Origin of the sequence: Thioclava sp. F36-7 (assembly GCF_002020075.1) — a bacterium.
In the GTDB taxonomy this organism is placed as follows: Bacteria; Pseudomonadota; Alphaproteobacteria; order Rhodobacterales; family Rhodobacteraceae; genus Thioclava; species Thioclava sediminum.
The window spans coordinates 73,776-87,385 of sequence record NZ_MPZR01000009.1; the positions used below are offsets into that span (position 1 = coordinate 73,776).

Annotated in this window: 11 protein-coding genes and 1 tRNA gene; 7 read left to right on the forward strand and 5 right to left on the reverse strand. The window is 63.8% G+C overall.

Annotated features, from left to right (window positions below):
* Nucleotides 1–109 precede the first annotated feature (109 nt).
* From BMI89_RS16325 to pdxH, 5 genes are all read right to left on the reverse strand, one after another.
* On the reverse strand, nt 110–3,769 hold the full coding sequence (locus BMI89_RS16325; RefSeq protein ID WP_078571915.1) for a vitamin B12-dependent ribonucleotide reductase: 3,660 nt from the start codon (nt 3,767–3,769) through the stop codon (nt 110–112).
* A 524-nt stretch (nt 3,770–4,293) separates the two neighbouring features.
* A tRNA-Pro gene (locus BMI89_RS16330) sits at nt 4,294–4,370 on the reverse strand.
* Between the two features lie 40 nt (nt 4,371–4,410).
* Entirely contained in the window at nt 4,411–4,902 is a 492-nt protein-coding gene (locus BMI89_RS16335) for a DUF192 domain-containing protein (protein WP_078571917.1), read from the reverse strand.
* Entirely contained in the window at nt 4,872–5,408 is a 537-nt protein-coding gene (locus tag BMI89_RS16340) for a cold shock domain-containing protein (protein WP_210402173.1), read from the reverse strand. Before BMI89_RS16340 ends, BMI89_RS16335 begins: the two co-directional genes overlap by 31 nt.
* 137 nt (nt 5,409–5,545) lie before the next feature.
* Nucleotides 5,546–6,169 (reverse strand): pyridoxamine 5'-phosphate oxidase, encoded by a 624-nt coding sequence (pdxH, locus tag BMI89_RS16345; RefSeq protein WP_078542894.1) that lies wholly within the window; start codon nt 6,167–6,169, stop codon nt 5,546–5,548.
* Nucleotides 6,170–6,333: 164 nt separating this feature from the next.
* Here pdxH and fabI point away from each other — a divergent pair, with 164 nt between their 5' ends.
* The 7 genes from fabI (at nt 6,334) to trpE (ending at nt 13,600) form a co-directional block, all read left to right on the forward strand.
* Nucleotides 6,334–7,155 carry an enoyl-ACP reductase FabI gene (gene fabI, locus BMI89_RS16350; RefSeq protein ID WP_078571919.1) on the forward strand — a complete coding sequence of 274 codons (822 nt, stop codon included), beginning with the start codon at nt 6,334–6,336 and terminating at the stop codon, nt 7,153–7,155.
* Nucleotide 7,156: 1 nt separating this feature from the next.
* On the forward strand, nt 7,157–7,774 hold the full coding sequence (locus BMI89_RS16355; protein ID WP_078547756.1) for a LysE family translocator: 618 nt from the start codon (nt 7,157–7,159) through the stop codon (nt 7,772–7,774).
* 11 nt (nt 7,775–7,785) lie between these two features.
* Nucleotides 7,786–8,292, forward strand: a complete 507-nt coding sequence (gpt, locus tag BMI89_RS16360) for a xanthine phosphoribosyltransferase (RefSeq protein ID WP_075775650.1) — start codon at nt 7,786–7,788, stop codon at nt 8,290–8,292.
* 3 nt (nt 8,293–8,295) lie between these two features.
* A complete protein-coding gene (locus BMI89_RS16365) occupies nt 8,296–8,814 on the forward strand; it encodes a DUF2127 domain-containing protein (protein WP_078547759.1) in 519 nt (172 codons plus the stop codon).
* 174 nt (nt 8,815–8,988) lie between these two features.
* Complete coding sequence (locus BMI89_RS16370; protein ID WP_078571920.1) at nt 8,989–10,170, forward strand: aminotransferase; 1,182 nt, start codon at nt 8,989–8,991, stop codon at nt 10,168–10,170.
* A gap of 65 nt (nt 10,171–10,235) precedes the next feature.
* On the forward strand, nt 10,236–12,077 hold the full coding sequence (locus tag BMI89_RS16375) for a SurA N-terminal domain-containing protein (RefSeq protein ID WP_078571922.1): 1,842 nt from the start codon (nt 10,236–10,238) through the stop codon (nt 12,075–12,077).
* 11 nt (nt 12,078–12,088) lie between these two features.
* Complete coding sequence (trpE, locus tag BMI89_RS16380; RefSeq protein WP_078542842.1) at nt 12,089–13,600, forward strand: anthranilate synthase component I; 1,512 nt, start codon at nt 12,089–12,091, stop codon at nt 13,598–13,600.
* The last annotated feature ends 10 nt before the right edge of the window (nt 13,601–13,610 follow it).

Here is a 13,610-nt window from a genome sequence, read left to right on the forward strand (position 1 = left end):
TCGGCCCCGCCATGCGAATGGGCCCCAGTCGTCACGTCCCAGTCCCCGACACGCGGATCGCGTGGCGTCGTCGTCGGGGCCCCGGCCGCCAGACCGGAGCCCCTGTCCCTCAAGAGCAACCGCTGGTCGCCCCGCAGGTGTTGCACTTCATGCAGGTGCCGTTGCGCACGAGCGTGTAGTTGCCGCAATCGCCGCAGGCCTCGCCCTCGTAGCCCTGCATCTTCGCCTTGGCGCGCGCATCCATCTGGACACCCCCAGAGGAGACCGCCGTGGAGCTGGACGCACGGGCCTGCGCGCTTTGCGCGGGCATCTGCGAGGTCACGACGTCCACACCGCCCTGCAGCACCATCAGCTCTTGCGGCAGGCGCTTGCGCAGGTAACCGGTCGAGGAAATCTGACGCAGCACTTCGAGCGATTTCGACGCGTTCTCGGACATCGGCTCGACATTGCCATCGGCGCGCTTGCCCTCGTTTTCGCCGCCGCCCAGATCGTCGAAGCTGGTGCCCTGCGGCTTGATATGCGCAAGGTCGGTGCGGTCGAGATAGGACACGGCCAGTTCGCGGAACACGTAATCGAGGATCGAGGTCGCGTTCTTGATCGAGTCGTTGCCCTGAACCATGCCGGCGGGTTCGAACTTGGTGAAGGTGAAGGCGTCCACGAACTCCTCCAGCGGCACGCCGTATTGCAGGCCGACCGACACGGCGATCGCGAAGTTGTTCATCATCGCCCGGAAGCCAGCGCCTTCCTTGTGCATGTCGATGAAGATCTCGCCCAGCGTGCCGTCCTGATATTCGCCGGTGCGCAGATAGACCTTGTGACCGCCCACGACCGCCTTCTGGGTGTAGCCCTTGCGGCGCTCGGGGAGCTTCTCGCGGTGGCTGCGCACGATCTCCTTGACCAGCACCTTCTCGACGATCTTCTCGGCGAGCACGGCAGCTTTTTCCTGGGTCGAACCGGTGGCGAGGATTTCCTCGGCCTCCTCGTCATCCTCGACCAGGGCTGCGGCCAGCGGCTGCGACAGTTTCGATCCGTCACGATAGAGCGCGTTGGCCTTGATGCCGAGCGACCAGCTGAGCTCGTAAGCCGCTTTCACGTCTTCGATCGAGGCGTGGTTCGCCATGTTGATCGTCTTCGAGATCGCCCCCGAGATGAAGCTCTGCGCGGCGGCCATCATGTAGATATGGCTGTCGACGCTAAGGTAGCGCTTGCCCTTCTTGCCGCAGGGATTGGCGCAGTCGAATACGCTCAGGTGCTCGTCCTTCAGGTGCGGCGCCCCTTCCAGCGTCATCGTCCCGCAGACATGGTCGTTGGCGGCGTCGATCTGCTTCTTGGTGAAGCCGAGGTGACGCAGCATGTCGAAGGTCGGATCGTTCAGCTTCTCGGCCGGGATGCCCAGCGTCTGGGTGCAAAACTCCTCGCCCAGCGTCCACTGGTTGAAGACGAAACGGATATCGAAGGCGGTCGGCAGCGCGGCCTCGACCTTCTCGATCTCGCGCGGGCCGAAGCCGTGGCCGATCAGCGCCGTGGTGTTGATGTCGGGGCAGTTGCCGAGGCTCGCGTGACCCACGGCATAGGCGATGATCTCTTCGATCTGCGCCGACCCGTAGCCCAGCGTCTCGAGCGCGCCCGGCACCGAGCGGTTGATGATCTTGAAGTAGCCGCCGCCTGCGAGCTTCTTGAACTTCACCAGCGCGAAGTCCGGCTCGATCCCGGTGGTGTCGCAATCCATCACGAGACCGATCGTCCCGGTCGGCGCGATCACCGACACTTGGGCGTTGCGGTAGCCGTGCTTCTCGCCCAGCGCCAGCGCCTCGTCCCAGGCTTGGGTGGCGAGCGCGATCAGGTCCTGATCGGGGCAGCCCTTGTGGTCGAGCGCGACCGGCTTGGTCTCGAGGTTCTCGTAGCCGTCGGTCTTGCCGTAAGCCGCGTTGCGGTGGTTACGGATGACGCGCAGCATGTGCTTGGCGTTCTTCTCGTAGCCCGGGAAGGCGCCCAGCTCGCCCGCCATCTCTGCCGAAGTGGCGTAGGACACACCGGTCATCACGGCAGTCAGCGCGCCACAGAGCGCCCGGCCCTCTTTGCTGTCGTAGCCCAGACCCATGTTCATCAGCAGGCCGCCGATATTGGCATAGCCGAGGCCCAGCGTGCGGAAGTCGTAGCTGCGCTGCGCGATTTCCTTCGAGGGGAACTGCGCCATCAGCACCGAGATTTCCAGCGTCACGGTCCACAGACGGGTGGCGTGCATGTAGCTTTCCGCGTCGAACTTGCCGTCCTTGTAGAAGGTCAGCAGGTTCATCGAAGCGAGGTTACACGCCGTGTCGTCGAGGAACATGTATTCCGAGCACGGGTTCGATCCGCGGATCGCGCCGTCTTCGGGGCAGGTATGCCATTCGTTGACCGTGTCGTGGAACTGGATGCCCGGATCGGCGCAGGCCCAGGCGGCGTGGCCAACCTGCTCCCACAGATCGCGGGCTTTCACGGTCTTCGCGACCTTGCCGTCGGTGCGGCGCACCAGCTCCCAATCGGCATCGTCCTTCACCGCTTTCAGGAAAGCGTTGGTGACGCGCACCGAGTTGTTCGAGTTCTGGCCCGAAACCGAGACATAGGCTTCCGAGTCCCAGTCGGTGTCGTAGGTCGGGAATTCGATGCTGGCATAACCCTGCCGCGCATATTGCAGCACGCGGTTGATGTAGGTCTCCGGGATCATCACGCGCTTGGCGGATTTGATCGCGTCTTTCAGCGCCTCGTTCTGGGTCGGATCGACCGAAGTTTCCGTCGAGCCGTCGAATTCGCGGATCGCTGTGAAGATGCCGTTCAGTTCACGCTCATGCAGCTTGGAGCCCGCGACCAGCGAGGCCACTTTCTGCTCTTCGATGACCTTCCAGTTGACGAATTCCTCGATATCGGGGTGATCCATGTCGCAGATCACCATCTTCGCCGCGCGGCGCGTGGTGCCGCCCGACTTGATCGCGCCCGCCGCGCGGTCGCCGATCTTCAGGAACCCCATCAGGCCCGAGGATTTGCCGCCGCCCGAGAGGCTCTCGCCTTCGGCGCGCAGGCTCGAGAAATTGGTGCCGGTGCCCGAGCCGTATTTGAACAGGCGCGCCTCACGGACCCAGAGGTCCATGATCCCGCCCTCTTTCACCAGATCGTCGGAGACCGACTGGATGAAGCAGGCATGGGGCTGCGGATGCTCGTAGGCCGAGGTCGAGGAAGTCAGCTTGCCCGACTTGTGATCGACATAGAAGTGACCCTGACCGGGGCCGTCGATGCCGTACGCCCAGTGCAGGCCGGTGTTGAACCATTGCGGCGAGTTCGGCGCGGCCATCTGTTCGGCCAGCATGAAGCGCATCTCGTCATAGTAAGCCTGCGCATCAGCTTCCGTGGAGAAGTAGCCGCCCTTCCAGCCCCAATAGCACCAGGCACCGGCGAGACGGTCGAACACTTGCTTGGCCGAGTTTTCACCGGTGTAGCGCGCCTCTTCGGGGAGCTGAGCAAGCGCCTCTTCATCGGGGACCGAGCGCCACAGGAATTCCGGCACGCCCTTCTCTTTGACCTTCTTCAGCGCTGCCGGAACGCCGGCCTTGCGGAAGTATTTCTGCGCGAGCACGTCGGACGCCACCTGGCTCCAGCGGCCGGGCACTTCGACCGACTCGTTTCGGAACACCACTTTCCCGTCAGGATTGCGAATCTCAGACGTGGTCGTCGTGAATTCCAGCGCGCCGTAAGCGCCGGTTTCGTCGGTGGTGAACTTCCGTTCGATCTTCATTGCCCTGTCCCCGTTGCAGTCAGTCCAATCCGGTGCCGGCGGGAGCCGCAGAAGACAAAGAAGCCCGGGCCTCGCAGTCGACACCGCGAGGGCTGCGCGCCCCGGATTCGGGGGTGCAATGTCCGAAATCTGTCCCTTGGCCCTAGGCTCCACTACATCTGGTGGGTTAGCCTCCGACACCACACAACCTGCCGTAGGCGCACCGAGCCGTCAACGAAACTTTCACCTTGAGTCAGTCCATTTTTCAGTTGACCGACCCCAAGGGAAGCGCGCTGCACGATTCCTCCACATTTGGTTAACGCATGGGCGCTGCATTGCGACACCAATAAGGGCCAAATTTCATTGAAGATTCGGGGGCTTTAGCCGCTCATCTGGCAATTTCAATCCACAGAACGCAATATCTTGTGGATAGCCTCGCCGAGGTTGCGCAAAAATTGGGCAAAGCCGAAGAGCGTGTCGCTAGTGTCACAATCAAGAGCCTACCACTAGATATAGAGGGCCCGATTCCGGCGATTTCGAGGGGATGGTCGGGGCGGCGAGATTCGAACTCACGACCTTCTGTACCCAAAACAGACGCGCTACCAGGCTGCGCTACGCCCCGACGCCCTCTCCTTACAAAGAGGTTCGGCCCAAGGAAAGGGTCATTCGCAGGGAAATGCGGCCAGCGCGGGATCGACGCTGGGATGCGCCAGCTGCGCCCCCGGCGCGATGCCGTGGCGCGCCGCCATCCCGGCATTGATCTCGAGCACGTAGCGCACCGGTGCGCCGGAGGGAATCGGCGTGTCGTCATTGGGCGTCGTATTGGCCGCGACCTTCACGACCTCACCCGTCGGATCGATGAACACCATGTCGAGCGACAGCGGCGTGTCATGCATCCAGAAGGCGACCTCCCGCGCATGCTCGTAGATGAAGAGCATCCCTGCCCCTTCGTCCATCTCGCGCCGCCCCATCAGGCCCTGCGCGCGCTCGGCGCTGCTATCGGCAATCTCGACCGTGAAGCTGACCGGCTGGTTCCCGGTGCGCAGAATAGCGAGGTCATCGCGGCACTGCGCCCCTTCCGCCGCGGCGAGGCCCGGCGTCACGGCAAGGAAAAGCGCGGCGCTCAGCGCCCGGATTTCAAACCAGCGTCCCATGCGAGAACCTGTGCCGCCATCCAACCGCGCTTGCCTTCGATCACGCGCAGGCACACCGCTTCGCCGGGGGTAAGATCGGCAAAACCCGACCGGCGCAGAACTTCCATATGGATGAAAATGTCCTCGTCATTCTCGAAGACATTGGCAAAGCCGAAGCCCTTGGATTTTTCGAACCACTTCACCCGTGCAGGCTCAAGCGGCAGCGCCGCGATATCGTCGAACGTGTTGTCGCCCAAATCCTCGATCGGCGCGACGGGCTCGCCTTCCGGAGGAAGAATCTCCAAAACCTCGACCGCCTGCGCGCCGCGCGGGGTCAGCTGCATCTGGACGCGAATCCGCGCGTGATCGGCAATCGAGCCCTGACCGAAATTGCGCAGAACATTCGCATGAAGAAGGATGTCAGGCCCTCCTTCGCCATCGACGATGAAGCCGAACCCTTTGACAGGGTCGAACCATTTGACGGTGCCGGTCACCTCACGAAGCTCTGCCTCGGACTCCCCCAGCATATTCCATCCCGTTTGCATTCGCGGGCTTTCCTGTTCGCATTTCCTCCGCACGTCCTTCTGGAAATGCGGTGTTTAGGGGACACTTCAAGAGATTGCCCAAAGTTTCAAGACCCTATGCAATTCACGAAGCGCGAGTTTCAGGGGTTCAGGCGGGTCACAACCCACTGATCGGCAAGGGTTTGCCGGCTCCAGCGGAAGCGATCATGAAGGCGAAAAGAACCGTCTGCCCAGAATTCCAACTCCAACGGCTTGATTCTGAACCCTCCCCAAAACGGCGGTCGATCGGGATTCGCACCGTGGCTCGCGGTCACCTTCGCGACCTCCGCCATCAAGGCGCTGCGTGAACTCAGTGGCTCACTTTGTCGCGAGGCCCAGGCGCCGAGACGCGATTTCAGCGAGCGCGACTTGTAGTAGGCGTCAGCCTGCGGCCCCTCCTCGCGCTCAACCATACCGCGAACCCGAATCTGCCGGCGCAGCGATTTCCAATGCATCACGAAGGCGGCTTTTCCCGCGCTTTCGATCTCCTGCGCCTTCACCGATCCGTAGTTGGTGTAGAAGACGAAAGCCCCGCCGGAGGGCATGTCGCGCCCTTCGATTTCCTTGAGAAGAACCATACGCGCATTGGGCAACCCGTCCGGATCGACCGTCGCCAGGGCAATCGCATTGGGATCGTTGATCTCGGTGTCCGCGGCCTCATCCAGCCATGTCTGCGCGATGGCAAAGGGATCGTCGCCTGCGAAAATTCCGGTTCTGTCACTCATACTCGCCTCCAGTCTCGCCGCCGCATCGCACATCGTGCTCAACGCCCAGATCTGCAACACGATCCACACGATCATGCTTGACCGGAGGTCAGTAGCCTTGATGCGTCTCCACCTTTCGCCTAAAGCATTCGGACTTACCAGAGCGAAGCGGGGGAAAACCTGACATGTCAAACAACCTGATGGCAGGCAAACGCGGGCTGATTATGGGCCTTGCGAATGACAAATCCATCGCCTGGGGCATCGCCAAAGCCCTCGCGGACGCTGGCGCGGAGCTGGCCTTCTCGTTCCAGGGCGAGGCGCTGAAGAAGCGCGTGGGGCCGCTGGCCGAACAGCTCGGCTCCGAGATCCTCGTCGAATGCGACGTCGCCAACGGTGACTCGATCAAGGCGCTTTTCGAGACGCTGCGCACCCATTGGGACAGCATCGATTTCGTCGTCCATGCGATCGGTTTCTCCGACAAGTCGGAGCTGCGCGGGCGCTATGTCGATACTTCGCGCGAAAATTTCAAAACCACGATGGACATCTCGGTCTATTCCTTCACCGGCGTGTGCAAGGAAGCGGCTGCGATGATGAACGAGGGCGGCTCGCTGCTCACGCTCACCTATTACGGTGCCGAGCAGGTCATGCCGCATTACAACGTGATGGGCGTGGCGAAAGCGGCGCTGGAAGCGAGCGTGATGTATATCGCCGAGGATCTGGGCAAGGACGGCATCCGCTGCAACGCGATCTCCGCCGGCCCGATCAAGACCCTCGCGGCTTCGGGCATCGGTGACTTCCGCTACATCATGAAGTGGAACGAGCTGAATTCGCCGCTGCGCCGCAACGTGACGCAGGAAGAGGTCGGCAAGGCCGCGCTCTACCTGCTCTCCGATCTCGGCTCCGGCACCACCGGCGAGACGCTGCATGTCGACGCTGGCTATCACGTGGTGGGCATGAAAGCGGTCGACGCGCCCGATATCGACGTGGTCACCAAGCGGAAGGAATGAGATGACCCTCGCGGCCCTCACCGCGATCTATTTCGTGCATCTGGCCGCGGCGATGTCGCCGGGGCCAGCGGTGCTGCTGGCTGCGCGCACGGGTCTGCGCGAAGGCTTCGGACGCGGCATCTGGCTCGCGCTCGGCATCGGCCTGGGCGCGGTGATCTGGGCAGCGGCGGCTCTGTTCGGCCTCGCCCTCGTCTTCAAGGTCGCCCCTGCCCTGCTGACCACGCTCAAGATCGCGGGCGCGGCCTATCTCCTCTGGCTCGCCTATAAGATGTGGCGCCATGCGGGCGACCCGATGGATGAAGAGATCCCCGACCTGCCGCGCACCCGCTCCATTCCCCGGCTGATCTGGCTCGGCGTCTCGACTCAGCTTGCCAACCCCAAACCCGCCGTGTTCTTCGGCACTGTCTTCCTGACCTTCATCCCGCCGTCGGCGCCCGCCTGGGCCTATGTCGCGATCCTCGGCATCGTGATGTTCAACGATGCGGGATGGAACGTCATCGTCGCGCGGATCTTCTCGCTCGAGAAAACGCGCGCGGCCTATCTGAACCTGAAAACCGTGATCGAGCGCTGCTTTGGCGGCCTGCTGGCGCTGCTCGGTCTGAAACTCGCTCTGAGCTGAGGAGACCCCCGATGTCCGACCGTCTGCCGCATGAAAAAGGCTTCCATGTCAGCTGGGACCAAATCCACCGCGATGCGCGCGCGCTCGCATGGCGCCTCGACGGCAAGGGCCCGGGCGACGGCAGCTGGCGCGCGGTGGTGGGCATCACCCGTGGCGGCCTCGTTCCGGCGGCGATCGTCGCGCGCGAGCTGGACATCCGCACGGTCGATACGATCTCGGTCAAAAGCTACAACCATCAGGAACAGCGCGAAGCGCAGGTCATCAAGCCGACGCAAGAGAGCCTGATGGAAAACGGCGGCGAAGGCGTGCTGATCGTCGACGACCTCGTCGACACCGGCAACACGCTGAAGCTGGTGCGCGACCTTTTCCCGAAAGCGCAATTCGCCACCGTCTACGCCAAGCCGATGGGCGCGCCGCTGGTCGATACCTTCATCACCGAAGTCAGCCAGGACACCTGGATCTTCTTCCCCTGGGACATGGCGCTGCAATATGTGCAGCCGTATCGCGGCACGGACTGATCGGTGAAATTCGGCGCCCCCGGAACCCCTCTGGGTCGGTTCCTGCACTGGCTCTTCGAGGTCAGCCTGATCATCAAGGCAATCTTCGAGATTGCGGAAACGCTGTCTGGCCTCGCGCTGCTCGGCCTGCCTAAGAATGCGCTGTTCGATGCGGCGCATTGGCTGACCGCGCGCGAGCTGCGCGAGGATCCCAATGACCGGATCGCCAATGCATTCCTGAACGCGGCGCATCACTTCTCGATCCAGACGCAGGATTTCTACGGCTTCTATTTCACCAGCCACGGCTTGCTGAAACTTGTCGTCGTGCTGCTGCTGATCCGCGGGCTGATCTGGGCTTATCCGATGGCGATCGTGATGATGACGGGCTTCGTGGCCTACCAGATGTATCTCTATAGCCTGAACCACGGCGCAGGCATGCTGGCGCTGACGGTGCTGGATCTCGTTGTGATCGCGCTGACCCTGCGCGAATGGTACGTGCGGCACAACTTCGCGTGGCGCAACCACCGTGAGAGACGCAGCTAAGGGCGCGCCGCCTCCCTCTCTGGCCACCGCTTGCGCCTGCCCCCCGGGATAGTTCCGCCAAGAGGACGCGCAACCCCCTTCTTCTCGATCCAAATATCCCCGCCGGAGGCTCCCGCCTCTTGCCAAGCGCGCGACGCTCTGCTGATCTCGCGCCGATCATCCAGAAGGACCCCCATGCCGCATCCGCTCAATCCCGCCCTCGCCGCCACCTTCCCGCCCCCGGTCATGGAGGCGCGGCGCTGGCTCGACGGGGTCGAGTTCACTGCCGATCGACCGCTGATCAATGTCTCTCAGGCGGCCCCCGTCGATCCGCCGCCCGAGGCGCTGCGTCAGGCGATCGCCGAGGCCGCGCTGAACGATCCGCAGGCGCATCTCTACGGCCCCGTTCTGGGCCTGCCCGATCTGCGTGCGGAACTCGCGCATCAATGGGGCCTCGCCTATGGCGGCGAGATCGCAGCGCGTCAGGTCGCAATCACCCAAGGCTGCAATCAGGCGTTTTGCGCGACACTGGCCACGCTCGCAGGTCCCGGCGACGAGGTGATCCTGCCGACGCCGTGGTATTTCAATCACAAGATGTGGCTCGACATGGCGGGCGTGCAGACGGTGCCGCTGGCACCCGGCGCGGGGCTTCTGCCCGACCCGGAGGAGGCCGCCGCGAAGATCACCGGCAAGACCCGCGCGATCGTTCTGGTCTCGCCCAACAATCCGGGCGGGGCGGAATATCCGGCCGAACTGCTGCGCGCCTTCGCCGATCTGGCCAAGCGTCACAAGCTCGCGCTGATCGTGGACGAGACCTATCGCGATTTCGACTCGCGCAGCGGTGCGCCGCATGACCTATTCTCGGATCCCGACTGGCCGCGTTATTTCATCCATCTCTACTCGTTCTCGAAGGCCTATCGGCTGACCGGGCATCGCGTCGGCGCCATCGTCGCGGGCGAGACACGCCTCGCCGAGGTCGAGAAATTCCTCGACACGGTCGCGATCTGTCCCTCGCAGCTTGGCCAGATGGCCGCGCTTTGGGGCATGCTGCACCTGTCGCAATGGGTCGCGGGCGAACGTGCGGAAATCCTGCGCCGGCGCGCGGCGATGGAGGCCGCCTTTGCCGATCTGGAGGGCTGGAAGATGCTCGGCTGCGGGGCCTATTTCGCCTATGTGACGCATCCCGATCCCCGCCCCTCTCCTGATTTCGCGCAGGCGCTGGTGCGCGAGGCGAGCGTGCTGATGCTGCCCGGTACGATGTTCATGCCGCAGGGCGCAAACGGCGCCGCGCAGCAGATGCGGATCGCATTCGCCAATGTCGATACGGACGGGATCGCAGCCCTTCGCGACCGGCTGGCGGGCCTCGCGCGCGGCTAGCCTTGCAGGCCAGTAATCAAAGCCCTAAACAGCGCCCAACAAACAATGCCCGAGGAGGAACCCCGATGAAGATGCGCAGCCACGGCAAGAGTGTCGTCGTCTGGATCTTGCTGGCCATGCTGATCCTTGGTCTCGGCGGTTTCGGGCTACGCAATTTCTCCGGCTCGGCCAAAGCGGTCGGCGCGGTCGGCGACACCAAGATCACCGTCGACGATTACGCCCGCGCCCTGCGTCAGGAGATGCAGCAGCGCAGCCAGCAGCTTGGCCAGCCGGTCACGATGGCGCAGATGCGCTCCTCCGGCGTCGACCAGCAGGTGCTGGGCAAGTTGATCGGTCAGGCCGCGATCGGCGAAGGCGCGCGGCGTCTTGGCGTGTCGGTGGGCGACCAGCAGTTGCAAAAGCAGCTCTACGACGTTCAGGCGTTCCAGAACGCCTCGGGCAAGTTCGACCGCGAAACCTATAAGTTCGCGCTGCGCCAGCAGGGCTATACCGAGCCGCAATTCGAGGCGCAGCTGCGCGACGATCTCTCGCGCTCGATCATTCAAGGCGCCGTTGCAGGGGGCGTGGATGCGCCCAAGCCGGTGGTCGACGCCTATACGAAATATGTCAGCGAGAAGCGCGGCTTCACCTGGGCCGAAGTGAGTGAGAGCGATCTGACCAAGGCGATCCCGGACCCGACCGACGATCAGCTTCAGACCTATTACAACGACCATATCGATCAGTTCACCGCGCCCCAGACGCGCGACATCACCTATGCGTGGCTGACCCCGGACATGCTGGCCGACAAGGTCAAGATCGACGACGCCACGCTGAAGGCCGAATACGAGCGGCGCGCCGACGAGTTCAAGCAGCCCGAGAAGCGCCTTGTGGAGCGTCTCGTCTATTCCGACATGGATGCAGCGAAGGCCGCGAAAGCCAAGCTGGATGGCGGCGCAACCTTTGCCGATCTCGCCAAGGATCGCGGCCTGTCGCTAGACGATGCCGATCTGGGCGATGTGACCCGCGACGATCTGGGCAAGGCCGCCGATCCGGTCTTCTCGGCCGAGAACAACACCGTGGTCGGCCCGGTCGAGACCGATCTGGGCCCCGCCCTGTTCAAGGTGAACGGCATCATCGATGCGCAGGAAACCTCCTTTGCCGAAGCGCGCGACGAACTCGCGGGCGATGCCGAAGCCGAGAAGGCGCGCAACGAGATCGGCAAGATGAGCGAAGACCTGCAGGACCGTCTGGCAGGCGGCGCGACGCTCGAGGAAATGGCCAAGGAAACCGATATGGAGCTTGGCCAGATCGCCTACACCGCCGACAGCACCGACGGCATCGCGGGCTATGGCGAGTTCCGCAAAGCGGCCGACGAGGCCACGACCGACGCCTATCCCGATCTGCAGACGCTTTCGGATGGCGGCGTCTTCGCGCTGCGCCTCAACAAGATCGTGCCGCCCCAGCCCAAGCCCTTCGCCGATGTGAAGGACGAGGTCGCAGCGGCCTGGCGCGCCGATCAGGTGGTGAAAGCCGAAGAGGACCGCGCCAAGGAGATCGTCTCGGCGGTCGAGGGCGGCAAGTCGCTGGGCGAGACCGGCGTGCTGACCACCAAGGTCGCGAGCATCGGCCGTGGCGGCTATTCCGACGAACTGCCGCCGCCGGTGATTTCCAAGGTCTTCAAGACCGAGCCGGGCAAGCCCGCGCAGATCACCGCCAACGGCAAGGTCTATGTCTTCGTCACCGACAAGGTCATCCCGGCGGATATGGAAGATGCCGACACCAAGCTGATCTCGGGTCAGATCGGCACGCAGCTGTCGAACTCGCTGGCCAATGACCTGCTCAATTTCTACGCGACCGCCGTGGAGTCGGAGGCCGGGCTCGATCTCGACAACCAGACCGTGACCGCCGTGCAGTCGCAGATGCAGTAAGGAGGCCCACCGTGGTCGCTCTCTCCCCCTCTTTCGAGGCGTTCGAGGAACGCTGGGCCAAGGGTGAAAACCAGCTGGTCTACGCGCGGCTCGCGGCCGATCTGGACACGCCCGTCTCGCTGATGCTCAAGCTCGCCGAGGCGCAGCCCAATTCCTTCATGCTGGAATCGGTGACCGGCGGCGAGGTGCGCGGGCGCTACTCGATCGTCGGCATGAAGCCTGACGTGATCTGGGAATGCCGGGGCGAGCAGGCGCGGATCAACCGCTCGGCGCGCTTCGACGAGGCGTGGGAAGACCTTCCGGGCCACCCGTTCGACAGCCTCCGGGCGCTGATCGCGGAGAGCCGCATCGAGATGCCCGACGATCTGCCCGCCGCGGCGGCGGGTCTCTTCGGCTATCTCGGTTACGACACCATCCGTCTGGTCGAGAAGCTGCCGAACGTGAACCCCGATCCGCTGGGCGTGCCCGACGCGATGCTGCTGCGCCCGTCGGTCGTGGCCGTCCTCGACGGGGTGAAGGGCGACGTGATCATCTGTGCGCCTGCCTTCCAAGCCGAGGGCAAGTCCGCGCGCGCGGCCTATGCGCAGGCCGCCGAGCGAGTCTCGGATGCGCTGCGCGATCTTGACCGCACGCCGGTGGAGAGCCGCGATCTGGGCGAGAGCCTGCAGGTCGGCGAGATGCATTCGAACTTCACCAAAGAGGGCTACATGTCCGCCGTGGAGAAGGCGAAGGACTACATCCGCGCGGGCGACATCTTCCAGGTGGTTCCGGCGCAGCGCTGGTCGGCGCATTTCCCGCTGCCGCCCTTCGCGCTTTACCGTTCGCTGCGGCGCACCAATCCCTCGCCTTTCATGTTCTTCCTGAACTTCGGGGGCTTCCAGATCGTCGGCGCTTCGCCCGAGATCCTCGTGCGCGTGCGCGAGGGCGAGGTGACGATCCGCCCGATCGCGGGCACCCGTCCGCGCGGCGCGACCCCTGCCGAGGACAAGGCGCTGGAAGAGGACCTGCTGGCCGACAAGAAAGAGCTGGCGGAACATCTGATGCTGCTCGATCTGGGCCGCAACGATGTGGGGCGTGTCGCCAAGATCGGCTCGGTCCACCCGACCGAGAAATTCATCATCGAGCGCTACAGCCACGTCATGCATATCGTCTCGAACGTCGTGGGCGAACTGGCCGACGACCAGGATGCGCTCTCGGCGCTGCTGGCCGGTCTGCCGGCAGGCACGGTCTCCGGCGCGCCCAAGGTTCGCGCGATGGAGATCATCGACGAGCTGGAACCGGAGAAACGCGGCATCTATGGCGGCGCCGTGGGCTATTTCGCGGCCAATGGCGAGATGGACATGTGCATCGCGCTGCGCACCGCCGTGGTGAAGGACAAGACGCTCTACATTCAGGCAGGCGGCGGCGTGGTCTATGACAGCGACCCCGAGGCCGAATGGATGGAGACGGTCAACAAGTCCAAGGCGCTGCGCAAGGCGGCCGAGGATGCAGGGCTGTTCGTCGCCACTCGCGGCAACGGCTGAGCCAGCCGCC

Bases quoted from the DNA above. Each gene is read 5' to 3' on its own strand.
- fabI (WP_078571919.1), top strand. From the start codon at position 6,334: ATGTCAAACAACCTGATGGCAGGCAAACGCGGGCTGATTATGGGCCTT.
- BMI89_RS16355 (WP_078547756.1), top strand. From the start codon at position 7,157: ATGACCCTCGCGGCCCTCACCGCGATCTATTTCGTGCATCTGGCCGCG.
- BMI89_RS16340 (WP_210402173.1), bottom strand. From the start codon at position 5,408: ATGCTGGGGGAGTCCGAGGCAGAGCTTCGTGAGGTGACCGGCACCGTC.
- BMI89_RS16370 (WP_078571920.1), top strand. From the start codon at position 8,989: ATGCCGCATCCGCTCAATCCCGCCCTCGCCGCCACCTTCCCGCCCCCG.
- pdxH (WP_078542894.1), bottom strand. From the start codon at position 6,169: ATGAGTGACAGAACCGGAATTTTCGCAGGCGACGATCCCTTTGCCATC.
- BMI89_RS16375 (WP_078571922.1), top strand. From the start codon at position 10,236: ATGAAGATGCGCAGCCACGGCAAGAGTGTCGTCGTCTGGATCTTGCTG.
- gpt (WP_075775650.1), top strand. From the start codon at position 7,786: ATGTCCGACCGTCTGCCGCATGAAAAAGGCTTCCATGTCAGCTGGGAC.
- BMI89_RS16325 (WP_078571915.1), bottom strand. From the start codon at position 3,769: ATGAAGATCGAACGGAAGTTCACCACCGACGAAACCGGCGCTTACGGC.
- BMI89_RS16335 (WP_078571917.1), bottom strand. From the start codon at position 4,902: ATGGGACGCTGGTTTGAAATCCGGGCGCTGAGCGCCGCGCTTTTCCTT.